The sequence below is a fragment of the Citrobacter sp. Awk 2 genome (genome assembly GCF_028069815.1).
In the GTDB taxonomy this organism is placed as follows: Bacteria; Pseudomonadota; Gammaproteobacteria; order Enterobacterales; family Enterobacteriaceae; genus Citrobacter.
Map to the genome: position 1 here is coordinate 1 of NZ_JANEWL010000024.1, position 23644 is coordinate 23644.

A 23644-nucleotide genomic window follows, 5' to 3' on the forward strand; every position below is an offset into this window, starting at 1 on the left:
ATCATTTCCTTGTGTAAGATAACAATCAAACTTAATTCGTCTTTTGAGGCCAAAATATGGATCTCGATCACAGTGCTATTGGCCTCCGTCAGTTGCGTACTGCTGTATTTGGTATGATCGTCTTGACCTTAGGAATGGGCATTGGGCGCTTTTTATATACGCCTATGCTCCCGGTTATGCTTCATGAAGGACTGCTCACTTTTTCACAATTATCGATAATTGCCAGCGCCAACTACGCAGGTTACCTTGTTGGCAGCCTCCTTTTTTCTTTTGGTATTTTTAGCGCGGTCAATAAATTAAGAGTGTCGTTACTGGTCTCAGCACTACTTACCGTCATGCTGATTTTTTTGATGGCAAAAGTGACCCAGCCAGAAATTGTTTTGTTAATCAGGTTCCTCGCCGGTGTGGCAAGCGCGGGAATGATGATATTTGGTTCAATGCTGGTCCTGCAGCATACCCATAACCCTTTTGTTATCGCCTCTTTGTTTTCGGGCGTAGGAATGGGCATTTTTATCGGCAATGAATATGTCATTGCTGGCGTATCCTACGCCTTAAATTCACATGTGTTGTGGATTGGCGCAGCCATCATTTCAGCGATACTTTTCGTCATACTGACGATGCTTTTGCCGAAAGATAAACATATGATCCCCCCAGTAAAAGCTGCCGCAGGCGCGGAGTCGGATATCCAGTGGTGGAATTTAGCCTTACTGTATGGCCTGGCGGGGTTCGGTTATATCATTGTCGCCACGTATTTGCCGTTAATGGCCCGGGGTGTTGGCAACACTTTTTTAGCCGACCATATCTGGTCTATTGTCGGTCTTGCCGTTATTCCTGGCTGCTATGGCTGGCTATGGGCTGCTCGCAAATGGAATATATTATCCTGCCTGAGCGTTAACTTAAGTGTGCAAGCGATCTGCGTAGTCATGGCCATATTTATTAACTCGCCACTGCTGTTAACCATTAGCTGTATTGGATTTGGTGGCACATTTATGGGTACAAGCTCGTTAGTCATGCCGTTGGCTAGAAAAATAAGCGCACCCCAAAAGATTAATCTCCTCGGTCTTGTTACGCTGACATATGGAATAGGGCAAATCCTCGGCCCATTAGTCGTCAGTGTCTTTCAGGGTAATAAAAATGGAATGGCCTACTCCATATTGCTGGGGGCCGCCTCGTTATTTATCGCAGCAGCGATTAGTTATTTACAATACAACAAAGTTAAATATTCTGGTTATTTTGGAAAATAATGACAATAGTTATATTTTAGCTAGTGACCTTAATAGTTCTTCCGGCAGAACTCGTTTTCAAAAGCATTATGACTCTGTTCTGCTGTTTAACGTGTGTGCTGTTCTATCTGTGCGCATTTCCCATAATTATCTGGTTTGCAGGAGTTTTTATGCCCTACGTAAATATTAAGATCACCAAAGAAGGTGCTACCGATAAACAAAAGAAACAGCTGATGGAGGGTGTGACTCAGCTACTGGTAGATGTGCTACACAAAAATCCCAATACAACTATTGTGATTATTGAAGAAGTAGAAACTGATAACTGGGGGATTGGTGGCGTACCGGTGACCGAATTGCGTAAAAAAGCCTGCAAAGAGTGAATCTGATGGCGGGGAACGTGGGTTCCTCGCCTGATGTCAGCTTGTGATAGAACAATCGGCCAGGAGAGGGCGTCGATGAAAGTATTGGCAGGTATTATCCTCTGTTTTCTCGTCGGGCAGGGATTCACGTTCTGTAATGTTCCACTGGGTATGATGTTTGGTGCCCTCTTTACCGTGATTATACTTAAGCGGGTTGGGATCTTCGTAACCTCAATGCCGGGGAGTGTAACGGTTATCCAGCTTTCTCTCGGTATCTCAATCGGGATGATGTTTAGGGATTTTTCATATGGTGAACATCATCAGCTCAGTCTTTTTTTTGCTCTGTTATTACTCTGCTTATCTTTACAATTTACCTTGAGCTACTTCTGGTGTGTGCGGCGGTTGGGGTGGAGTAAGGAGGAGGCGCTTTTGGGGGCGGTGCCCGGAGCGATGGCGGCGGTACTGGCGCTAGCCTCCCATATTAAGACTCCGCCACAAAAGATTGTTATCTCGCATTCTCTGCGTCTCATTACCCTGACGTTTCTGGCCGGCTATTTCACCCGTGGCGCATCCACAGATGTTCTGGCATCGACTCCAGCCGTTTTTTTCTCCGGCCACAATCTGCTGTGGTTAGCGGGAATGGTAGTAGCAGGATATATAACGGGGAAATTCCTGGCGCGCTTACATTTTCCGGCGCCCTATATGATCACCTCGCTGATCTGCGCGGCGGCGTTGCACACTTTATCCTCGCAACCGCTCACTTTTCCCGATCTCTTTAACCAGCTTAGCATGGTGTTGATGGGGATCGTGCTGGGGCACCATTTTACGACGTTTTCTATGGCTGAATTTGGCCGTCATCTCTGGTCATCGGTTCAGCTTGTCTTGATAGGGGTAGGGGTGACGGTATTCATGGCATTTATCACCGCGCGTTTGCTGGACTATCCTTTCCCGGTGTTAATGCTCTCCTGGGTGCCTGGCAGCGTGGAATCGATGTCATTTGCAGCGCTGGCGTTAAAAGCAGACGCGAGTTTTGTTATGGCTAACCATATTATTCGTATGCTGCTGATTCATACCGTACCTGCAATGGTTCTATTTCGAAAAAGACAGATGAGAGTAGATTAACAATCTGCAGACGAAAGCCAGCCTGGCCTGATGCTTTAATATGCGCAATGAGCAGTGGCAGAAAAGCAAAAAACCCGCTTAAGTTTCCTTAAGCGGGCTTCTTAAATATGGCTCCTCTGACTGGACTCGAACCAGTGACATACGGATTAACAGTCCGCCGTTCTACCGACTGAACTACAGAGGAATCGTGTGAACGGGGCGAATATTAGCGATGCCTGTCTGCATTGTCAAAGCCTGAATAAATATTTGCGATCGTTTGCTGAAATATTCTTCATTTCGTCGCTTATTCAGACGCAGACGGTTGTTTTATACACTTTTCACGTTCAGGACGTGGGTATTTCCACAGCCAACGGCCTGTGACCATGCGCCAGTAAAATAACGCGGCCCGTACTGCCCAGTCGAAGAACATCCCCATCCAGACGCCTACGACACCCCATCCTAATACGATCCCGAGGGTGTAGCCGGCGACAACACGACAGCCCCACATCCCCAACATGGAGACCCACATAGCGAAACGGGCGTCACGTGCACCTTTAAATCCAGCAGGAAGAACCCATGATGCTGCCCATATCGGCATAAATGCCGCGTTCAGCCAAATCAGGATGACAATGACCTCTTTTACATCCTGATCGTGGGTATAAAACGAAGCCATCACGCCAGCAAACGGGGCGGTTAGCCAGGCGATGGCGGTTAATCCGATTGTGGAGAGCCAGAATACATGCCGCAGCTGGATTTCCGCTTGAGCAATCTGTCCATTTCCCAGACGTCTGCCAGTAATGATGGTAGACGCGGAACCTAAAGCGTTTCCCGGCAGGTTGATCAGTGCCGCTATCGAAAAGGCAATGAAGTTACCGGCAATGACGCTGGTACCCATACCTGAAACAAACATCTGCGTAAGTAACTTGCCACCGTTAAACAGGACGGACTCTATACTGGCAGGAATACCAATCCCCATGACCTCCCAGATGATGGCAAGATTCAGCGGTTTAAAATAGCTCTTCAGGGGAATGCGCAGCGCGGGGTTAAATCCAATCATCAGCACCCATACAATGGCGATGGCACCAATGTAACGTGAAATCGTCAACCCCAGACCTGCGCCGACGAATCCCAGCCCTTGCCAGGAAAAAATGCCGTAGATCAGGATGCTACTGATGATGATGTTCAGGATATTCATACCACCGTTAATCAATAACGGTATTTTGGTATTTCCGGCACCGCGCAGTGCGCCGCTGCCAATTAACGCAATTGCCGCAGCAGGGTAGCTAAGCACGGTTAATTCCAGATAGGTTAGCGCCAGCGCTTTTACATCAGGGGTGGCTTCTCCTGCAACGACATCAATAATCTGCTTACCGAAATAGTGAATCACCGCCGCCAGTACGACAGCAAATATCGTCATGATCACCAGTGATTGTCTGGCTGCGGCTCTGGCGCGTCGGCGATCGCGCTTTCCGAGACTAAAAGCAACCACCACCGTCGTGCCAAGGTCGATGGCGGCGAAAAATGCCATGATGACCATGTTGAAACTGTCGGCAAGCCCGACGCCTGCCATCGCTTCTTTACCCAACCAACTCACCAGGAAGGTGCTCAGTACTCCCATCAAGAGTACACAGGTGTTTTCCAGAAAAATGGGGACAGCAAGCGGGGTAATTTCGCGCCAAAAGAGAACTTTATAACGCTTGCGTTTGGCATACCAGGGCGTGCGGGATGCGACCTGGCGTAAGGCTGCGGAGACGTTCAAAGTGGACCTTAATGAAGAAAGTTGAAACCTCATTTCAAATGATGAGGGAGAATCAAAAAAGCTGCAAAGTTTTTTCCATTTAAAATGTCTGTAAATGCAACAAACTGTCGAGAGAAGCATCAATTGATCCCCAATGTAGGAATTGGGGTTTGACAAAAGTTTTTTCGCCGCTAAGATAAGCCTCCACAACGATTCCTCTGTAGTTCAGTCGGTAGAACGGCGGACTGTTAATCCGTATGTCACTGGTTCGAGTCCAGTCAGAGGAGCCATATTTAAGAAGCCTGCTTAAGGAAACTTGAGCGGGCTTTTTGCTTTTTAGCTTTTCGGTAAATCCACCTGACATGCAGGTGGATACTTTACAGACTGGGTATTATCAGAACTGGTAGCTGGCGGTGAGGCTGACGTTACGCGGCTCACCATAGACGATAGAGCCTTCGACATTGGTATCGTAGGTTTTATCGAACAGGTTGTTGATGTTGCCCTGGATGGCGAAGTTCTTCGTTACCTGGTAGCGAGTGAATAAATCCACCAGCGCGTAGCTTCCCTGTTCTGCACGGAACGTGCCGTATGGCGTCACGGTATCGCTATACACGCGATTCTGCCAGTTAACTCCACCCCCCACGGTCAGTGCCGGCAGGGCAGGCAGGTTATAACGGGTGAACAATTTTACCGTAGTACGCGGCAGGTTCGGATTGACGGCATTGCCTTCGTTGTCATCCGCAACGTACCGCGTTGCGCCGAAAGTCATCTGCCAGTTATCCGTGATCGCACCGTTTACTTCGAATTCAACGCCTTTGCTGACCGTTCCATCCATCGCTTTATAGGCGGTGTCGCCATTGCTACCGGCGATTGGTACGCCGGTTGATTGCGCCACGTTATCCTGCTCAATGCGGAATACAGCGAGGGTTGTGGTTAAACGGCTGTTCATCCAGTCTGATTTCAGACCAACCTCGTAGTTGTTGCCGGTAATCGGGGCGAGATATTTACCGGAACTGTCGCGTTTGTTTTGCGGCTGGAAGATAGAGGTATAGCTGGCGTAAGTGGACCAGTTATCATCGATGTCATAAACCAGACCCGCATAGGGCGTAGTGTGGTTTTGTTCCATGCTGTAGGTCAGGGTATCGATACGCCAGTTGGTATAGCGCGCGCCGACGATCAAATGCAATGGGTCGGCCAGCGAAATGCGTGTCGCGGCATACAGCGATTTCATGTGCGTGGTATCGTCCTGGGCCAGCGATTGTGGATTCCAGTTGGTTTCCGGGAAGTTACCGTCGTAGGTATAGAAGCTACCTATTTCGTTAGGGAATACATTTGCCCACGAGCTTTCATAACGGTTATTTTGCTTGCTGTAACTGCCGCCCAGCATCAGGTTATGCTGACGACCAAACAGGTCGTAGCCACCATCGGCAAAGAGATCGACGGCATCGACTTTACGTTTCCCGCTGTTCCAGCCTGTTCCACCAACGTAATCATAGCCCGGTCCATAGTTGCCATAGGGACCAATCAGTGTGCCGTCAGCTTTATTAACGTAAGCGTCGACGTACATCATCTTGCTGTCGAACTTGACCTCGGAGTGTGTGGCATTCAGGGTTGTTTGCCAGGTATCCGCGAAACGCTGTTTGAGTGTCACGAAGACTTTGTTGATGTCCTTGTCATTGTAGGTCCAGTCCGGCGAGGTACTGCGCGAGCGGTCGTAGTTGTTTTTGCTGCCATCGGTATTCCAGCGCGGCAAGCCGCCCCAGGTTGGACTGTTGATATCAATACGCTGGTATTCGTAACCTGCCGACAGGCTGGTGGTGTCGCCCAGATCGGCATCGACAATCCCCGAGAAAAACATTTTTTCATTGTTGTAGCGGTCAAGCCAGGAATCGTTATTTTGATAACCTGCCACGATGCGAGCGCGCACGTTGCCGTCTGCCGTCAATGGGCTTTGCAAATCCGTCACATAGCGTTGCTTATTCCAACTGCCGTATTCCGCGGAGACATTCCCCGTGAACTCGCGGCTGGTTGCATGTTTACGGATCATGTTAATCGATGCCGAAGGATTCCCCGTGCCGGTCATTAAGCCGTTTGCACCACGAACTACTTCTACACGTTCAAACAAGGCCGTGTCAGAAAGGGCATCGCCGAGGTTCCAACGGGATTCAAAATAGGTCGGGATCCCATCGACCATGTAGTTATCGATCTGGAATCCGCGAGAGAAATAGCTGCTGCGGTCAGAGTCCGCCTGGCTTTTGCTGATCCCCAGTGTGTTGTCCATCACATCGCCCAGTGTCTGGAGCTGCTGATCTTCCATACGCTGTTGGCTGACGATGCTGACGGATTGTGGGATATCGCGCTGTGTCATCTGCATTTTTGTGCCTGCGGATGTCGATTTAACGCTGTAATCTTGCTCATCACTGGATGTAGCGGAGGCTGAACCATCAACGATCACCGTCTCTTCTGCCGAGGCGGCGAGGCTGGTGCAAGGTAATAACGCCGCCGTAATACAGGCTGCCAGGAGGGATGGGACCATGGCAGAACGATGCTGTTCGTCCCTGTGGTGTGTTGTGAAAGACATCGGAAAGTCCTTGAATATTATTAATATTAAGTTCGAGTCATGTGACTGCGTAATGAACCCTTTGGCTGTTAATTATTTGTCCTGCATGAGAATGCAAATGCGAAATATACGCATTCATATTCAATATGTAAACAAATGCTACGCATAAATGAAATGTTGTTTCAGTACTATGTCTGAGCCATAGCGCCGGGAAATGGTTATAAGAACAGCACTGGCAGGGCTTTTTGCTTAAAAAATCGAGGGTTAAAGTTGAAAGAGCGTGAGTAACTCGCTCATACTCTATACTCGCAGAGTGACCCGGCGTAGCATGACACAACGCATGGGCTCTTAATGAAAAAGGAAAACGTCGTGGCAGAAGAAACTATATTCAGCAAAATTATTCGTCGTGAAATTCCGTCGGACATCGTATACCAGGATGAGCTGGTCACTGCGTTTCGTGATATTTCACCTCAGGCACCAACGCATATTCTGATCATCCCGAACGTTTTAATCCCAACCGTCAACGATGTGACGGCAGAGCATGAGCAGGCGCTGGGACGAATGATCACAGTGGCGGCGAAAATCGCTGAGCAGGAAGGCATTGCCGAAGATGGATACCGTTTGATTATGAATACCAACCGTCACGGCGGTCAGGAGGTGTATCACATTCATATGCATCTGCTGGGTGGACGTGCGCTTGGTCCAATGCTCGCGCATAAAGGTCTTTAATAATGACCAGAGGATGCATTGCGCTTACGTTGGGTCTGCTGTTGCTGGCTGGCTGCCGTTCACACCCGGAAATTCCGGTCAGTGATGAACAGTCTCTGGTGATGGAATCAACAATACTGGCGGCGGGTATCACCGCAGAGCCGCCTGAGTTAACAACGTCTGATATTCAGGCCTCTGCATCCTCACGACTCTATAACGAAAGACAAGAACCTGTCACCGTTCATTATCGGTTTTACTGGTATGACGCCAGAGGGCTGGAGATGCACCCTCTGGAAGCGCCACGCAGCATCACTATTCCGGCTCGTTCGTCGGTAACGCTGTACGGCAGCGCCAATTATCTGGGGGCGCACAAGGTTAGGCTTTATCTTTATTTGTAAGGGGTGAATCGTGAAGATCAAAATGAATCGCTACGCATTGATTGCCGCGCTGGCGATGTTTCTCTCTGGCTGTGTGGCTCAACGTGAGCCAGCGCCGGTAGAGGAAGTGAAGCCGGTGCCGGAACAACCCGTGCAACCGCAACAGCCAGTTCCGGTGGTACCAACGGTGCCAACCATACCGCAGCAGCCGGGTCCGATTGAACACGAGGACCAAACGGCGCAGCCAACCCCACGTCAGCGTCATTATGACTGGAACGGGGCAATGCAGCCGATGGTCGGCAAAATGCTGCAGGCTGAGGGTGTGAAAGCTGGGGGTGTACTGCTGGTTGATAGCGTAAATAACCGTACCAACGGCTCGTTAAACGCAGGTGAAGCCACCGAGACTTTGCGAAATGCACTGGCGAATAATGGTAAATTTACCCTGGTTTCTGCGCAGCAGTTGGCAGTAGCCAAGCAGCAGTTAGGTCTGTCGCCGAACGACAGCCTGGGAACACGCAGCAAAGCGATTGGTATTGCCCGTAACGTTGGCGCTCAGTATGTGCTCTATTCCAGCGCTTCTGGTAACGTCAATTCACCTGCTCTGCAAATGCAATTAATGCTGGTACAAACTGGCGAGATAATCTGGTCAGGTAAAGGTGCCGTTCAGCAACAATAACAGACTGACGCGCGATGAAGTTCTGTCGCGCTATTTCCCGCAGTATCATCCCGTCGTCTCCAGCCAAAGCGGTTTGAGCGGCGGGAGCTGCATCATCGAACATCAAGCCCACCGTTTAGTGCTGCGCTGTCATCACGATCCTTACGCGCCAGAATCGCATTTTCTACGTCAGTATTGCGCGTTAAAACATCTGCCTGAGAATCTTGCCCCCAGACCTCGTTTTTATACGCGGGGATGGATGGCAGTCGATTTTTTTCACGGTAAGGTAGAATCCAGATTACCGGAAGCCGACGAACTCGCAGGCTTGCTGTATTATTTGCATCAGCAACCCCGTCTGGGCTGGCGAATCAACCTGTTGCCACTGCTCGAACAGTACTGGCAGTGTAGCGATCCGGCGCGCCGAACGCCGCGCTGGTTGCAACTGCTAAAGCGACTAAGAACCAAAGGTGAGCCGCATCCCTTACGTTTGGGACCATTGCATATGGATGTTCACGGCGACAATATTGTACGCACGGCGTCGGGACTGCGGTTAATCGACTGGGAATACGCCGGAGACGGTGATATTGCTCTTGAACTCGCGGCAGTGTGGGCCGCGGATGAATCCCAGCACCGACAGTTGGTCGATGCCTATGCCAAACATGCGCATATTGAACCCGATGCCCTGTGGCGGCAGGTCAGACGTTGGCAGCTGTGGGTGATGATGCTGAAGGTGGGATGGTTTGAGTATCGCTGGCAACAAACCGGCGATCGGCAATTTATCAGGCTGGCCGATGAAACCTGGCGGCAGCTAACAATAAAAGGATAAGGAGAGCAGTGTGGGCCCAGTAATGTTGGATGTCGAAGGGTATGAGCTGGACGCTGAAGAGCGTGAGATTCTGGCGCATCCACTGGTAGGCGGGTTAATCCTCTTTACCCGAAATTATCATGACCCGGAACAGCTACGTGAACTGGTTCGCCAGATCCGTGCCGCGTCGCGCAATCATCTGGTAGTGGCAGTGGATCAGGAAGGAGGACGCGTCCAGCGCTTTCGTGAAGGTTTTACCCGTCTGCCTGCGGCGCAATCTTTTTCTGCACTGCATGGGCTGGAAGAGGGGGGCAAACTGGCTCAGGAAGCTGGATGGCTGATGGCCAGTGAAATGATCGCAATGGATATTGATATTAGCTTTGCGCCCGTTCTGGATGTGGGACATATCAGTGCTGCGATTGGTGAACGTTCTTATCATGCCGAACCCGCGAAAGCGTTGGCGATGGCAACCCGCTTTATTGATGGCATGCATGCGGCCGGTATGAAAACGACCGGTAAACACTTCCCCGGACATGGTGCAGTGACGGCGGATTCGCATAAAGAAACGCCAACCGATCCGCGTCCGGAAGCCGAGATCCGTGCGAAAGATATGTCGGTATTCCAGACGTTAATCACTGAAAACAAACTGGATGCAATTATGCCGGCGCACGTCATTTACAGTGATGTAGACCCGCGACCCGCGAGCGGCTCACCCCACTGGCTGAAAACAGTGCTTCGCCAGGAGCTCGGTTTCGATGGCGTGATTTTCTCCGACGATTTGTCGATGGAAGGCGCAGCAATTATGGGGAGCTACGCAGAGCGCGGGCAGGCATCACTGGATGCAGGTTGCGATATGATCCTGGTCTGCAATAATCGTAAGGGCGCGGTCAGTGTTTTAGATAATCTGTCGCCGATCAATGCAGAACGTGTTACACGTTTGTATCATAAAGGTTCATTTTCACGTCAGGAACTGATGGACTCGGCTCGCTGGAAGACAGTAAGCGCCCAGCTCAACCAGCTTCATGAGCGTTGGCAGGAAGAGAAAGCAGGTCATTAACGCAAGTTTGGCGAGGATGCGATGATTATCTATTTACACGGTTTTGACTCTAACAGTCCGGGCAACCACGAGAAAGTATTGCAACTGCAATTCATTGACCCGGATGTCAGGCTGATTAGCTACAGTACGCGGCATCCTAAACATGATATGCAGCATCTGCTGAAAGAAGTGGACAAAATGTTGCAGCTTAATGTGGATGATCGACCATTGATTTGCGGCGTTGGGTTGGGAGGGTATTGGGCTGAGCGGATTGGTTTCCTATGTGATATTCGTCAGGTGGTGTTTAACCCTAACCTGTTCCCGTATGAGAATATGGAAGGGAAAATCGACAGGCCGGAAGAGTATGCTGATATCGCCACAAAATGTGTGACTAACTTCCGTGAGAAAAATCGCGATCGCTGCCTGGTTATTCTGTCGCGCCATGATGAAGCCTTGAACAGCCAGCGTTCGTCGGAGGAACTGCATCATTACTATGAAATTGTATGGGATGAAGAACAAACCCATAAATTCAAAAATATCTCCCCACATTTGCAGCGAATCAAAGCGTTCAAGACGTTAGGTTAATCCTTATTGAGCGTTTAAAAAAACAGCCGCCAGGCTAATGCTCGTCAGTTACGAACGTATGGTGAACATGTGATTCTGGCTCAGGGTTCCGTTCACCTCAGTGGTGTCATTTCTCTGAAGCGCAGATACCTGTGAACGTGCAAGGGAGGCTCACCGCCGCCTCCCTTGCAACCCAGGCTCCCGGCGGGAAAATCGTCGCTGCGCGAGTTATTCGTCTTATGCCGTCTGCCTGTCGGGTCGGGGTCGAGCCTGCGTCCATGCAGGCCGTCCCCTCTGCCCGCATCCCTGCGGGCAGACCCGGTCAGCCGTCAACGTCTCATCGATTTTCAGCCGGACCGGGGCCATCGCTTCAACGCACTGACTTCCAGTTAAATCTTTTTTGCTGTTTAAACAAAAAACGCAGATGGTCAGGTGTGGGCTGGTCCGGCTGAAAATTGCCGACGTGTTTCCGTAAGGCCGGGAGAGCCAGCATGGATGCTGGCTCAGGGCGCGCTTTGCAAGGACGCTTCCTCGCGCCCGGCCCGGTAGCCTGGAGGAATAAGCGGAGGGTATTGCGCAGCAACAATTTTCCTGCCGGGAGCCGGGATTGTAAAGGGCGTGGCGGAGAACGCCCTTTACACGTTCACAGGAATCGGTGCTTAAGAGAAATGATGAGCATGAGGTGAACGGAACTCTTTCTCCGAGATAGCATGTTCTTTACCTCGGCCAGCACAGGTTGAAGCTTTCTGAAACTGAGGCGCTAACTGACTGGCATTACAGCCTTCGGGCTGGTTTTTTTGTCCTAAAAGTTTGCGTTGTCTATCTTTTCAGCATCAAAACTTGATACATATCAATTTTGGTATGACCAATGCACCGTTCGTGTTATTCTCAGTCTCGAAGAACATTTTCATTGTCGTAACTTGTTGTTAATTAAAGGCTATGCGTATAACTTTTAATTAACAATTGGTTAATAAATTTGAGGGGGTCACGTTGACTACACCATTGAAAAGGATCGTGATTGTCGGCGGCGGTGCTGGCGGACTGGAAATGGCGACGCAGTTGGGTAAAAAACTGGGTCGTAAGAAGAAGGCAAAAATCACGCTGGTAGACAGAAACCACAGCCACCTGTGGAAACCGTTGCTGCACGAAGTGGCAACAGGATCGCTGGATGAAGGTGTTGATGCGCTGAGCTATTTGGCGCATGCCCGTAACCACGGGTTCCAGTTCCAGTTGGGGTCGGTGATGGATATCGATCGTGAAGCGAAGACTATCACGATTGCTGAGCTGCGAGATGAGAAGGGCGATCTGCTGGTCCCCGAGCGTAAAGTGCCGTATGACACGCTGGTGATGGCGCTGGGCAGTACGTCCAACGATTTCAACACGCCAGGCGTCAAAGAAAACTGTATTTTTCTCGATAACCCGCACCAGGCGCGTCGCTTCCACCAGGAAATGCTGAATCTGTTCCTGAAGTATTCCGCAAACCTGGGCGCGAACGGCAAAGTGAACATCGCTATCGTCGGTGGTGGTGCAACGGGGGTAGAACTCTCCGCTGAGCTGCACAATGCGGTAAAACAGTTGCATAGCTATGGTTATAAAGGGCTGACCAACGAAGCGCTGAACGTCACACTGGTGGAAGCCGGTGAACGTATTCTGCCAGCGTTGCCGCCACGGATCTCCAGTGCTGCGCATAACGAATTAACCAAACTGGGCGTACGTGTACTGACTCAGACGATGGTAACCAGCGCTGACGAAGGTGGGTTGCATACCAAAGAGGGTGAGTACATCAAAGCCGATCTGATGGTGTGGGCAGCAGGTATCAAAGCGCCAGACTTTATGAAAGAAATTGGTGGTCTTGAAACCAACCGTATCAACCAGTTGGTGGTTGAACCGACCCTGCAGACGTCGCGTGATCCGGACATCTATGCGATTGGTGACTGTGCTTCCTGTGCGCGTCCGGAAGGGGGTTTTGTGCCGCCGCGTGCCCAGGCTGCGCACCAGATGGCATCCTGCGCGATGAACAACATTCTGGCACAGATGAACGGTAAACCGCTGAAAGCGTATCAGTATAAAGATCACGGTTCTCTGGTTTCTCTCTCCAACTTCTCTACCGTGGGTAGCCTGATGGGGAACCTGACGCGTGGCTCAATGATGGTGGAAGGGCGTATTGCGCGCTTTGTCTACATTTCACTGTACCGTATGCACCAGATTGCGCTGCATGGTTACTTCAAAACCGGCCTGATGATGTTGGTTGGCAGCATCAACCGTGTGATTCGTCCGCGTCTTAAACTGCACTAATACTGGCTTGTAATGCCGGATGGAAAGGTTCATCCGGCACTTTCTTTCAGAGTTCTCTGAATCATGCTGCTTTCCCCCCTATCCCCGCGATTTTCATCCGTAATCTGATTGGCATTATTTACCTTCTGTTGCAAAGTTGTTGCTAATAGCAAAAAAGGAGGAAGTCCCGTGAATAAATCAATGTTGGCGGGTATAGGGATTGGCGTAGCTGCTGCGCTGGGTGTGGCAGCGGTGGCCAGTCTAAACGTTTTTGAGCGTGGCCCACAGTTTGCACAAGTCGTCTCTGCAACACCGATTAAAGAAACGGTAAAAACACCGCGCCAGGAGTGTCGTAACGTGACGGTTACTCACCGTAAACCTGTACAGGATGAAAACCGTATTGCCGGTTCCGTGCTGGGCGCGGTTGCCGGGGGCGTAATTGGTCATCAGTTTGGTGGTGGACGCGGAAAAGACATTGCGACCGTTGCCGGTGCGTTAGGTGGCGGTTATGCAGGTAACCAGATTCAGGGTTCAATGCAGGAAAACGATACGTACACGACCACACAACAACGTTGTAAAACAGTGTATGACAAATCAGAAAAAATGCTGGGCTACGATGTCACGTATAAAATTGGCGATCAGCAGGGCAAAATCCGTATGGATAAAGATCCCGGTACGCAAATTCCGCTGGATAACAACGGCCAGTTGGTTCTGAATAACAAGGCGTAAAATAGCGTTATCCTGAACATTAGCCCCCCATCGCTCAGGCTGGGGGGCTTTTTTTATTAGAAGGTTAAGGCATAGTTCAAACCAAAGGTGCGACCCCGGCCTTTGTATTCATATAAGGATGGACTGCCATAAGTCGGGCTGTAGAGTAACGGTGCACGCTGTCCCCAGAGGGTGGTGTACTCTTCATTCAGCAGGTTCTCAACGCTAAAGGTCAGTTTACCCAGCGGGAGCTGATAGCTGCCGATAAAGTCCATCGTATTGTACCCATCCAGCTTGTTGCCGCTGGCGTCGCTTAGGTCAAATGTCTGCTGACTCTGTACACGCAGCGACCACGGTTCCGGTGCCCAGCCAACCCATGCGGTGGCTTTAGATGGCGAAGCCAGAGTGACATCCCATTTTTGCCATTTACCGTTTTTCTTCACTTCCGATTTAATGATGTTGAAGTTACTTCCCAGACTCCAGTCCGTATCAGCAATGAAATAATCCACCGCACCTTCAAGGCCATAAATACGGCGATCGTCGGGCTTTACGTTAATGGTCATATCGTCGCGGTTAACGACGATCGATTTATCAGACGTGGAATAGTAAGCGGCGAGCTGTGTACGCAGATTATCGCCGGTGTAGCGCCACCCCAGTTCGTAAGAGTTAACTTTAATGCCTTCCAGGCGTGAATCCGCTACGTTAACGCTGCGCTGGAGCTGATAATGATCGCCAACCAGCGAGTAGGTACCGTTGCCGTAGTATTTTCCGGGGTCGGGAAGTTCCACACCTTGAGAGAAGTTGAACCAGGTCTGCTGGCGGTCGGTCAGGTGTGCGAGGATGCCCGCGTTAAACAGGAAGTTATCATAATCTGCTTTGCCACCCGGAATACTATCTGCAGAGTTCGCCAGGCCCGTTGCGATGCCTTGTTGCTGCGTATAGCCGACAAAATCATCAACGCGGTTTTCAGTCCACTGGTAGCGGATACCGCCGCTGAGCGTAAAGATGTCATTAATGTCGTAGCTGTTTTGCAGAAAAGGCGCAAAGTTGGTGATGCTGTAACCGGGATAGCGCCCGGTGGTGTAGGCCGTTCGGTTATCCATACCGCCGGAGGGGAGGGAATAAGCCAGATCGAAGAATTCTTGATTGGAATCGAATGTTTCGTGATCGGCGTCGATCCCCCATGTCAGTTCCCAGTTTTCCATCAGCTGGCTGTTGAGGGTGATTTTGGCACCAAACTGGTCAGTATCCTGTTGTGATGCGGAGAAACTGGTGACCTTACCTTTGCTCAGCGTAGGGAAAGGATAGAATTTGAGTGATTCGTCACGGTAATAGATCTGGCTGACCAGATTCTGACCGAAGAAATTAGCATCGGAATATTGCAGGCTGATCAGATGCCGTTCCGTGCCAGGGATTCGGTCGGAATTGAGACCACTGCTGGTATTCGCGTTACCGGTTCCCGTCACGGCGGACATGTTCTTGCCGAGATCCAGTCCGTAGTCGTCATCGCCCTGGCTTTTGTAGTACTGCGTAACCAGCTGCAGCTGGCGGTCGTCATCAAGCTCAATCGTCCCGGTACCCATCAGGTCCAGGCGATCGGAATGCTGCAGCCCGGTTTGGGTATTATCGAGCATTAAGGCATCGTGGTTGGCATCATACCAACCACCAAATCGTTGATAAGCGACAGACATGCGTCCGGATGCGCGGTCGGTTCCTCCGCTAACTGCGGCGGCAACCCGTTCGTCATGATCGTTACTGTTGTTGAATCCGCTTTTGCTGCCCAGCTCGAGTTCAACTTCACGCTCAGGCTGACCTTTTTTGGTGACGATGTTGATCAAACCACCGGTACTTCCGCCGCCATACAGCGATGTTGCCCCGGAGATAACTTCAATGTGTGCAATATTAAACGGATCAATGGAGTCGAGCTGACGGCTGTCAGTGCGGGAAGAGTTGAGACGAACACCGTCAATAAGCACAACGATGGCGCGACCACGCATGTTCATCCCGTAGTTGGTCCGTCCCTGGCTGCTGACGTCGATTCCGGGGATCAACTGAGCAAGAACATCCTTAAACTCTTTCCCCCCCTGAACCTGCTGTTCAATCTCTCTACCTTCGATAACCCATGTAGTTTGTGCCATTTGAGACACGGTACGTTGACTACGGTTGGCGCTGACGATGAGATCTTCTTCTTCTGCTGCCATTGCCGGTAGGGTTAAAGACAGTAACAGAGGATTGAGCACCCAGAGATGCTTATTCATTTGTATTCCTTATAAAATTTGTTGGTCTGTTTTTATTTTTACGGCGATAGAAACCGATCGTTACATTATGAAATGGGCATTAAAACAAATGCGAATATTGCTGATAATGATTGACATTATCAATATTTTTTACAAAAGAAATGCATTAACCCAATGAAAACAATAAAGAATGTAGGGGTTAAGAAGTGCCGTTATCACCGGGAACGGCGTAAGATCCCGGTGATGACAGTAAGACGTGGGGAGTGTGGAGAAGGTTAATCTTTAATCAGTTCAGGCCACAATCGTAACGTGGTGTGCGCGATCTGCATCAGTTTTTCGAATGTGGCTCCTTCGCGGGCGCTGATCGACATACCCTGCAAAATACAGTTCAGATACTCAGCCAACTTTTGTACATCGCAGTGTGCCGGTATTTCACCATGTTCCTGTCGTTGATGCAGAAACTGAGCCAGCGTCTGCTCCTGCATGGCGTGACGGGATTTAACCGTGTGCGCAATGTCCCGGGAGGAGGCGGCCAGCGTAGCGGATGTGTTAATCATAAAACATCCCGCGGGCGTGTCTTTGCTGGTGAAGCAGGTCGCTATTGCGGTGAAATAGTCCTCAAGTGCGGATTCGAGGCTTTTTTCTTCACAAAACAGTTGGGCTTCGTGTTTTGCCGCGAAGCGACTGATATAGCGGTCCAGCACGGCACGAAACAGTCCTTCCTTATTGGTAAATTCTGCATACAGCGTAGGCGCTTTTGCCCCGGTTGCTTCTACGAGATCGGCGAGCGATGTCGCTTCATATCCGTGCTGCCAGAAGAGTGTCATGGCCTTATCAAGCGCGGCTTCCCTGTCGAACACTTTTGGTCGGCCACGGCTTTTTTTTGCACAACTTGTCGTTTCAGTTGTCATGGTGCCGTTGTACCTGGTTGGGTTTATTGAATAACCATTATAAAAATAATCACGCAGACACTCCAGTGCATTCACGATAAAAAAAATTTAATGCTATTGATATGAAAAATAAGGTCTTTATGTTTTAAATAACAATCGTTATAAAAAAATGTTGACGTGTGATCTGGATCACATCTATGATTTAACTATCGATCGTTAAGTTAATCGCTTACGGCATACATTCATCTGCTAAAGGTCACTATCATGAAAAACGTAAAAACTCTTTTTGTCGCTGCTGTCCTGAGCTCACTTTCATTTGCAAGCTTTGCCGCTGTTGAAGTTCAGGCTACACCTGCAGGCCAACAGAAAGTCGGTATTATCTCTGCCAACGCCGGGACTAACTTAGGTTCTCTGGAAGATCAACTGGCACAGAAAGCCGATGAAATGGGTGCGAAGTCATTCCGTATTACTTCTGTTACCGGTCCTAACACCCTTCACGGGACTGCAGTTATCTACAAATAAGTTGTAAACCCTCGCATGCCACTGCGAATTCAATAAAAAACCCCCGCGGGAACAAACCGGCGGGGGTTTTTTTATAACCTGAATTTACAGCGTTTGTGCGGGAACATCGTGGTGGCGTGTCACGTCTACCGGCATGCCTGAGCGTAGCTCCATTGCATGCTCCATTACAGCGGCGTCTGTCTGTGCCGCATTTTTAAAGCTCTGCATTGATGAATTCAACACGATTGGCAGTAACTGCGGGTCGTCATTAATCTTTTCTGACAGCGGTTGGTGTACTTCAACCAGGCGCATACCGTTAGGTTCAACGGAGGCTTTAATCGGCGTGTTGATGATGTTCACTTTGGTTCCCGGCGTAACCTGACGGAATAAGGTTTCAATATCACCGTCACGCAGGCGAATACACCCAGAACTGACACGCATACCGATGCCAAAATCCGCGTTGGTTCCATGCAGCAAATACACACCGCCGTAAGCCGCTAAGCGGATAGCATGATGCCCCATCGGGTTATCTGGCCCGGCAGGTACTACAGCAGGGAGGTCGATACCATTGGCTTTATACCGTGCGCGGATATTCGCCGTTGGTGTCCAGGTCGGGTTGGCACGCTTATCAGAGATGGTGGTGACCATTGTTGGGGTCAGGGTGTCGCCGCCTAACTGGCCAATGCCAATGGGATACACGGTCACCGATTTTGTCCCTGGTTGGTAATAGTAAAGACGCAGTTCGGCGAGGTTAATGACAATCCCTTCGCGTGGGGCATCCGGCAGCAGAGTTTGCAATGGGATGGTTAAAACACTGCCCGGGCGAGGTACGTATGGATCGACGCCGGGGTTAGCCTGCAGCAGCGCTAAAAAGCCGACGTTGTATTTTTTCGCAATGGCTTCCAGCGATCCGCCGTTGTTTTCGACAACGTGAGTGGCATTTTCACCCACCAGTTTACTGCCTGGCGGCGGGAGCGGCCAGGTATTCGCTTTAGCCGGAAGCGCTAACGCGACGGTCGCCGCGAGCGTAAAAAGCGTTAGCCAGCGAGAGAGTTGTTTATTGTTTAACATCACCATAAATCCATTGTTTTTACGTGGTTTTTATAATGTAAAAGTAAACAGGAATTATGGCGGTTTGCTGTGTCGGGAAGTGCAGGGAAGTGCAAAGAGTTTGTAAATTCATCGGCCGGGTAAGCACCGCGCTCACCCGGCCGGAACGCTACGCTATGGCGTTTTCTTCAAGTTGACGCATAAATTGACGTACCCAGTCGATACGGGTTTTACGCTCGCTCAAATCTTGCATGAACTTCAGCCGGGTTGGGCCATCCAGACGGAAGTGTTGGGGTTGCTTTTGTAGTAAGCCAATCAGCCACACCGGGTTGACGTGGTTCTTCTCGGCAAACTCAATCGTCCCGCCTTTTTCATTGCCTTCCAGCTTTCTGATACCCAGTTTTTGCGCTTGCTGGCGCAAACGGGCAATATCCAGCAGCGTACGGGCCGGGTCAGGCAACAAACCAAAACGGTCAATCAGTTCAACTTTAATCTCTTCCAGCTCGTTTTCGCCTTTCGCACTGGCAATACGCTTGTAGAACGACAGTCGCGTATTTACATCGGGAATGTAGTCATCTGGCAGTAGCGAAGGCATCCGCAGCTCGACTTCAGTTTGCTGGTTGGTGAGATCTTCGAGCGACGGTTCGCGTCCCTCTTTTAGCGCATCAACCGCATTTTCCAGCAGTTCCATGTACAGTGAGAAGCCGATGGTTTCCATCGAACCGCTCTGATCTTCACCCAAAAGTTCTCCCGCGCCGCGGATCTCGAGGTCGTGAGTGGCCAGCGCAAAACCTGCACCCAAATCTTCCAGTGAGGCAATTGCCTCAAGGCGTTTTTGTGCATCGGTGGTCATCGCTTTCGGATGCGGCGTCAACAGCCAGGCATAGGCCTGATGGTGTGAACGTCCCACGCGGCCGCGTAGCTGGTGCAATTGTGCCAACCCGAAATGGTCAGCGCGCTCGATAATAATGGTGTTAGCGGTTGGAATGTCGATCCCGGTTTCGATGATGGTGGTACACACCAGCACGTTGAAGCGCTGATGGTGGAAATCGTTCATCACACGTTCCAACTCGCGTTCGCGCATTTGCCCGTGTCCAATCCCGATACGTGCTTCCGGTACCAGCTCTGCCAGCCTGTCAGCGGTTTTCTGGATGTTTTCAACATCGTTGAACAGGTAGTAGACCTGCCCGCCGCGTAGCACTTCACGCAGGATAGCCTCGCGCACCACCAGATTGTCATACTCGCGCACAAAGGTTTTGACGGCTAAACGACGCGCTGGCGGTGTGGCGATAATTGACAGATCGCGCATGCCGCTCATCGCCATATTGAGCGTACGCGGGATAGGGGTTGCGGTCAGCGTCAGAATATCGACATCGGCGCGCATCGCTTTAATACGCTCTTTGTGACGGACACCGAAGCGGTGCTCTTCATCGACAATCAGCAGACCCAAATCTTTGAGTTTCACATCGCTTTGCAGCAGTTTGTGCGTGCCGATGAGAATATCGATTTTACCTTCGGCAACCTGCTCCAGAATCTGCGCTTGCTCTTTGGCGCTACGAAAACGGGACAGCATCTCAATGCGCACGGGCCAGTTGGCAAAGCGGTCACGGAAGTTGTCGAAATGCTGCTGAGCGAGCAGGGTAGTCGGCACTAAAACGGCCACCTGTTTGTGGTTCTCGACGGCGAGGAATGCGGCGCGCATCGCCACTTCGGTTTTGCCGAAGCCGACGTCACCACACACCAGACGGTCCATTGCCAGCGGTTGACACATATCGCTGAGTACCGCGTTGATAGCCTGCGCCTGATCGGGCGTGGTTTCAAACGGGAAGCTGTCACAAAACAGCTGATATTGCTCGCGGTCGTGCTTAAAGGCAAAACCTTCTTTTGCCGCACGCTGGGCGTAAATATCCAGCAACTCCGCCGCGACGTCACGCACCTTCTCGGCGGCTTTCTGCCGGGCGCGCGACCAGGCATCTCCGCCAAGTTTATGCAGCGGGGCATTCTCTTCCGCACCTCCGGCATAGCGGCTTATCAAATGCAACGATGACACCGGTACATACAATTTGGCGTCGTTGGCGTAGGTGAGCATCAGGTATTCGCCCGTAATGCCGCCTGCTTCCAGCGTGGTCATCCCGGCATAGCGACCCACGCCGTGCTCAAGATGCACGACGGGCTGCCCCGGATGCAGCTCAGCGAGGTTTCGGATCAATGTATCCGGGTTAATCGTGCGGCGGGAATCTTGGCGGCGGCGGGCCACGCGTTCCCCAAGCAGATCGCTTTCGCAAATCAGTGCCAGGTTGCGTTTGGTATCAATGAAACCATGTTCTGCCGCACCAATCATCAGATAACGACCGCTGTCGGCGGCTTCATCAAGGCGTAAAATACGTTTTGGCGCAACTTTGATGCGAGCCAGAAGTTCGCCGAGTGCTTCACGGCGGCCTTCACTCTCTACCGAGAAAATGACCGGACCGTTAAAGGTTTCCAGGAATTTACGCAGCGCATCCAGCGGCGATTTCTGTTGCGCTTGTACGGCGATGTCCGGCAGCTTCTGGAATCCCAGATTAGTGTTTGCCGCTTTGTTTGCCAGACTTTCGGTTTTGAGCTGGACGCGAGGCCAGCGTTTAAGTTCAGAAAAAAGCTCATCAACCCGTAGCCACAGCGATTCTGGCGGCAGCAGTGGGCGCATCGGATCGACACCCCGATTCTCAAAGCGTGACAGTGTATCTGCCTGGAAACGTTCTGCGCTGGTTTCAATATCACCGGTATTCACTAACAGCGTATTGGCAGGGAAGTAGCTGAACAGCGGTGGTAGCGGTTCACTGAAAAACAGCGGTTGCCAGTATTCAATCCCGGCAGGTAACGTGCCTTTACTGACCTGCTGGTAAATATGCTCGGCGTCACGTTTAACTTCAAAGGTATCGCGCCACTGGCTGCGGAACAGCTCAATGGCTGTTTTATCGGTAGGAAATTCGTGGGCAGGCAGCAAATTAATGGCGTCGACTTCTTCCAGCGTGCGTTGTGTATCGGTGTCAAACAGACGCAGGCTGTCGATTTCGTCATCAAAGAAATCAAGGCGATAAGGCAGTTCACTGCCCATTGGGAACAAGTCCAACAACGCACCGCGTGTGGCGTATTCACCGTGCTCCATAACCTGATCAACATGGCGATAACCGGCGCTGTCCAGTTGCTCACGCAGGGCATCACGCGACAGGCGCTGACCCTTTTTCATCACCAGTGCATGACCGTGTAGATAGCTGTGCGGGCAGACGCGCTGCATCAACGTGTTGACCGGTACGATCAGCACACCGCGTTGCATCGCAGGCAGTTGATACAACGTGGAGAGTCGCGAGGAGATAATTTCCTGATGCGGGGAAAAACTGTCATAGGGCAGTGTTTCCCAGTCAGCCAGATTCATCACCATCTGGTCGGTAAACTGACGAATTTCATCATGCAGACGCAAGGCATTTTGCATGTCTGGCGCGATAAGCACCACTGGTCCCGGATGGTGTTCGGCGATTTCTGCGACCAGCGTCGCGCAGGCGGCACCGGTAAGTTCACCCAACTGGCGCTGATCGGAAGCGCCGGCTGGAAGCGTGTAACGATGTTGTTCAGGCATTCGGTTGTCAGGATCTCGTTTGGATATACGTCTGATAAGCAATGTTTCTTTATTATCCGTGATCGTTTCTCATAAGCAAATTGATTCGCCCCCGGATGGGGGCAAAAAGCGCGTAAGGTTTAGCGGGAAATGATGGAGAAAGACGGCGGTGAGAAGAGCAGATCGGCAACGACTTTTTGTGAAATTTTTCGAACCATTAGTCCGACCAGCGTACACAACAGTAAGCAGACGAACGGGTACATCAGTAGCAGGGCCAGCTCTACGTTTGCGGACCAGACGGTATGATTGAGTTTGGGAAGCAGCGTTAAGCTAATCAGTTCCACCAGAATTCGGTGGGTGGTGTAGATGGCGATAGTATTGGAACCTATCACGCTTAATGGACTAGATGCACTCATGCCAAAACGTTGTTCAAATTGATAAAACAACTTCATGATGAGTACGATGGAAACCAGTGAGAGTAATAGCGAAATATTTGCCCGCCAGGCGATGACAGCCACCAGTGTACTCACCGCTACGATGACTGCGTGACGGCGCAGGGGAACGTCTTTGATCCACGTCATCAGCGTTGCGCCAAACCAGGCACCGAGACTGTACCAGGGCAAATTACGTATTACGCTGTTTAGCCCCCACCATGGGGTCGGGAAAAAGTTGATTGCCACACTCAGCAATGCAAACAGTCCCAGTAGCGGCAATGCCCAGCGGCTGAAGATCTTACACAAGACAAAATAGACAATCAGCGCATACAGATACCACAGACTGGTGCTGGCTGTGAGCATTCCCCGGGTAAAGTCTCCCAGTGAACCGGCATAGGCTGCATTGGCCGCATGGCCCAGGTCACGTTGCGGAGCCAGCCAGTTATTGAGCGTGGTCAACGCCAGCCATTGCACGATTCCCCACAGTATCAGCACCCAGGCAATACTCCAGATGCGTTTGTCTACACAGGTTGTCCATGGGACGTTTGCAATGTAGCGGCGGATCAGATAGCCCGAAATAAAGAAAAAGACGGGCATGCGGAACGGTGCCAGATACAGATTGAGGTAGATCCAGCATTTGGTTAGCACCTGTGAGAGTGGATGCTGAAAGGCGGTAAGATGGGGATAAAAGGTAATGACCGAGTGGTAAATGACCACCAGGCAGATACATAACCCTTTGATTTGATTAATCCATAGCTCTTTTTTATTCATTGCAGTGGCGTATCCATAGTGTGTGAGATAGCCTGCCATCCTGCAAAACCCTGCCTTT

At 50.8% G+C, this 23644-nt stretch carries 20 protein-coding genes and 2 tRNA genes; 13 read left to right on the plus strand and 9 right to left on the minus strand.

Going from position 1 to position 23644, the window contains the following annotated elements:
- Positions 1-56: 56 nt before the first annotated feature.
- The 3 genes from NNO02_RS08730 (at position 57) to NNO02_RS08740 (ending at position 2704) form a co-directional block, all read left to right on the plus strand.
- Positions 57-1244, plus strand: coding sequence for an MFS transporter (locus NNO02_RS08730; RefSeq protein ID WP_271454592.1), 1188 nt, complete (start codon positions 57-59; stop codon positions 1242-1244).
- Between the two features lie 149 nt (positions 1245-1393).
- A complete protein-coding gene (locus NNO02_RS08735) occupies positions 1394-1603 on the plus strand; it encodes a 4-oxalocrotonate tautomerase family protein (RefSeq protein ID WP_271454593.1) in 210 nt (69 codons plus the stop codon).
- 75 nt (positions 1604-1678) lie between these two features.
- Complete coding sequence (locus tag NNO02_RS08740; RefSeq protein WP_271454594.1) at positions 1679-2704, plus strand: AbrB family transcriptional regulator; 1026 nt, start codon at positions 1679-1681, stop codon at positions 2702-2704.
- Between the two features lie 108 nt (positions 2705-2812).
- Here the strand turns inward: NNO02_RS08740 and NNO02_RS08745 are convergent.
- The 3 genes from NNO02_RS08745 to NNO02_RS23850 all read right to left on the minus strand — a co-directional run bounded on the left by NNO02_RS08745 (position 2813) and on the right by NNO02_RS23850 (position 4629).
- Positions 2813-2888, minus strand: a tRNA-Asn gene (locus tag NNO02_RS08745).
- Between the two features lie 99 nt (positions 2889-2987).
- Entirely contained in the window at positions 2988-4475 is a 1488-nt protein-coding gene (locus NNO02_RS08750; RefSeq protein ID WP_333908926.1) for an EmmdR/YeeO family multidrug/toxin efflux MATE transporter, read from the minus strand.
- 46 nt (positions 4476-4521) lie between these two features.
- Entirely contained in the window at positions 4522-4629 is a 108-nt protein-coding gene (locus NNO02_RS23850; RefSeq protein WP_353655416.1) for a DUF5951 family protein, read from the minus strand.
- A 6-nt stretch (positions 4630-4635) separates the two neighbouring features.
- Here NNO02_RS23850 and NNO02_RS08755 point away from each other — a divergent pair.
- Positions 4636-4711 (plus strand) — tRNA-Asn (locus tag NNO02_RS08755).
- Between the two features lie 104 nt (positions 4712-4815).
- Here NNO02_RS08755 and fhuE read toward each other — a convergent pair.
- Positions 4816-7002: a ferric-rhodotorulic acid/ferric-coprogen receptor FhuE gene (gene fhuE / locus NNO02_RS08760; protein ID WP_271448927.1), complete on the minus strand. Its 2187-nt coding sequence runs from the start codon at positions 7000-7002 to the stop codon at positions 4816-4818.
- Positions 7003-7350: 348 nt separating this feature from the next.
- On the opposite strand from fhuE, the gene hinT reads away from it, so the two are divergent.
- The 8 genes from hinT to NNO02_RS08800 all read left to right on the plus strand — a co-directional run bounded on the left by hinT (position 7351) and on the right by NNO02_RS08800 (position 14129).
- On the plus strand, positions 7351-7710 hold the full coding sequence (gene hinT / locus NNO02_RS08765) for a purine nucleoside phosphoramidase (protein ID WP_005121105.1): 360 nt from the start codon (positions 7351-7353) through the stop codon (positions 7708-7710).
- 2 nt (positions 7711-7712) lie between these two features.
- On the plus strand, positions 7713-8087 hold the full coding sequence (locus NNO02_RS08770) for a YcfL family protein (RefSeq protein ID WP_137382959.1): 375 nt from the start codon (positions 7713-7715) through the stop codon (positions 8085-8087).
- 22 nt (positions 8088-8109) lie between these two features.
- A complete protein-coding gene (gene lpoB / locus NNO02_RS08775; protein ID WP_048212601.1) occupies positions 8110-8742 on the plus strand; it encodes a penicillin-binding protein activator LpoB in 633 nt (210 codons plus the stop codon).
- The gene (thiK, locus tag NNO02_RS08780) at positions 8723-9547 is read left to right on the plus strand and encodes a thiamine kinase (protein WP_271454596.1); all 825 of its coding nucleotides are present in this window, start codon (positions 8723-8725) and stop codon (positions 9545-9547) included. The genes lpoB and thiK overlap by 20 nt, the downstream gene beginning before the upstream one ends.
- Positions 9548-9557: 10 nt before the next feature.
- Positions 9558-10583, plus strand: a complete 1026-nt coding sequence (nagZ, locus tag NNO02_RS08785) for a beta-N-acetylhexosaminidase (protein WP_271454597.1) — start codon at positions 9558-9560, stop codon at positions 10581-10583.
- 21 nt (positions 10584-10604) lie between these two features.
- On the plus strand, positions 10605-11147 hold the full coding sequence (ycfP, locus tag NNO02_RS08790) for an alpha/beta hydrolase YcfP (RefSeq protein ID WP_061067733.1): 543 nt from the start codon (positions 10605-10607) through the stop codon (positions 11145-11147).
- 969 nt (positions 11148-12116) lie between these two features.
- Complete coding sequence (gene ndh, locus NNO02_RS08795) at positions 12117-13421, plus strand: NADH-quinone dehydrogenase (protein ID WP_271440880.1); 1305 nt, start codon at positions 12117-12119, stop codon at positions 13419-13421.
- A gap of 168 nt (positions 13422-13589) precedes the next feature.
- A complete protein-coding gene (locus NNO02_RS08800) occupies positions 13590-14129 on the plus strand; it encodes a glycine zipper 2TM domain-containing protein (protein WP_048211960.1) in 540 nt (179 codons plus the stop codon).
- Positions 14130-14185: 56 nt separating this feature from the next.
- On the opposite strand, the gene NNO02_RS08805 is transcribed toward NNO02_RS08800, so the two are convergent.
- Together NNO02_RS08805 and comR are read right to left on the minus strand one after the other, a co-directional pair.
- Positions 14186-16366: a TonB-dependent siderophore receptor gene (locus NNO02_RS08805; protein WP_271448925.1), complete on the minus strand. Its 2181-nt coding sequence runs from the start codon at positions 16364-16366 to the stop codon at positions 14186-14188.
- 254 nt (positions 16367-16620) lie between these two features.
- The gene (comR, locus tag NNO02_RS08810; RefSeq protein ID WP_271448924.1) at positions 16621-17256 is read right to left on the minus strand and encodes a TetR family copper-responsive transcriptional repressor ComR; all 636 of its coding nucleotides are present in this window, start codon (positions 17254-17256) and stop codon (positions 16621-16623) included.
- Between the two features lie 243 nt (positions 17257-17499).
- Between comR and bhsA the strand changes: the two genes are divergently transcribed.
- On the plus strand, positions 17500-17757 hold the full coding sequence (bhsA, locus tag NNO02_RS08815) for a multiple stress resistance protein BhsA (protein WP_040231961.1): 258 nt from the start codon (positions 17500-17502) through the stop codon (positions 17755-17757).
- 84 nt (positions 17758-17841) lie between these two features.
- On the opposite strand, the gene ldtC is transcribed toward bhsA, so the two are convergent.
- The 3 genes from ldtC to NNO02_RS08830 all read right to left on the minus strand — a co-directional run bounded on the left by ldtC (position 17842) and on the right by NNO02_RS08830 (position 23586).
- On the minus strand, positions 17842-18807 hold the full coding sequence (gene ldtC, locus NNO02_RS08820; protein ID WP_271440877.1) for a L,D-transpeptidase LdtC: 966 nt from the start codon (positions 18805-18807) through the stop codon (positions 17842-17844).
- Between the two features lie 148 nt (positions 18808-18955).
- Complete coding sequence (gene mfd, locus NNO02_RS08825; RefSeq protein ID WP_271454598.1) at positions 18956-22402, minus strand: transcription-repair coupling factor; 3447 nt, start codon at positions 22400-22402, stop codon at positions 18956-18958.
- 119 nt (positions 22403-22521) lie between these two features.
- Positions 22522-23586 (minus strand): acyltransferase family protein, encoded by a 1065-nt coding sequence (locus NNO02_RS08830; protein ID WP_271454612.1) that lies wholly within the window; start codon positions 23584-23586, stop codon positions 22522-22524.
- Between the last annotated feature and the right edge of the window lie 58 nt (positions 23587-23644).

What these genes read in the sequence shown, in the direction of transcription:
- NNO02_RS08740 (WP_271454594.1), top strand. Translation starts at nt 1,679, where the DNA reads ATGAAAGTATTGGCAGGTATTATCCTCTGTTTTCTCGTCGGGCAGGGA.
- bhsA (WP_040231961.1), top strand. Translation starts at nt 17,500, where the DNA reads ATGAAAAACGTAAAAACTCTTTTTGTCGCTGCTGTCCTGAGCTCACTT.
- mfd (WP_271454598.1), bottom strand. Translation starts at nt 22,402, where the DNA reads ATGCCTGAACAACATCGTTACACGCTTCCAGCCGGCGCTTCCGATCAG.
- fhuE (WP_271448927.1), bottom strand. Translation starts at nt 7,002, where the DNA reads ATGTCTTTCACAACACACCACAGGGACGAACAGCATCGTTCTGCCATG.
- NNO02_RS08730 (WP_271454592.1), top strand. Translation starts at nt 57, where the DNA reads ATGGATCTCGATCACAGTGCTATTGGCCTCCGTCAGTTGCGTACTGCT.
- ldtC (WP_271440877.1), bottom strand. Translation starts at nt 18,807, where the DNA reads ATGTTAAACAATAAACAACTCTCTCGCTGGCTAACGCTTTTTACGCTC.
- NNO02_RS08770 (WP_137382959.1), top strand. Translation starts at nt 7,713, where the DNA reads ATGACCAGAGGATGCATTGCGCTTACGTTGGGTCTGCTGTTGCTGGCT.
- NNO02_RS08750 (WP_333908926.1), bottom strand. Translation starts at nt 4,475, where the DNA reads ATGAGGTTTCAACTTTCTTCATTAAGGTCCACTTTGAACGTCTCCGCA.
- NNO02_RS08830 (WP_271454612.1), bottom strand. Translation starts at nt 23,586, where the DNA reads ATGAATAAAAAAGAGCTATGGATTAATCAAATCAAAGGGTTATGTATC.
- NNO02_RS08805 (WP_271448925.1), bottom strand. Translation starts at nt 16,366, where the DNA reads ATGAATAAGCATCTCTGGGTGCTCAATCCTCTGTTACTGTCTTTAACC.
- lpoB (WP_048212601.1), top strand. Translation starts at nt 8,110, where the DNA reads ATGAATCGCTACGCATTGATTGCCGCGCTGGCGATGTTTCTCTCTGGC.
- ycfP (WP_061067733.1), top strand. Translation starts at nt 10,605, where the DNA reads ATGATTATCTATTTACACGGTTTTGACTCTAACAGTCCGGGCAACCAC.
- comR (WP_271448924.1), bottom strand. Translation starts at nt 17,256, where the DNA reads ATGACAACTGAAACGACAAGTTGTGCAAAAAAAAGCCGTGGCCGACCA.
- NNO02_RS08735 (WP_271454593.1), top strand. Translation starts at nt 1,394, where the DNA reads ATGCCCTACGTAAATATTAAGATCACCAAAGAAGGTGCTACCGATAAA.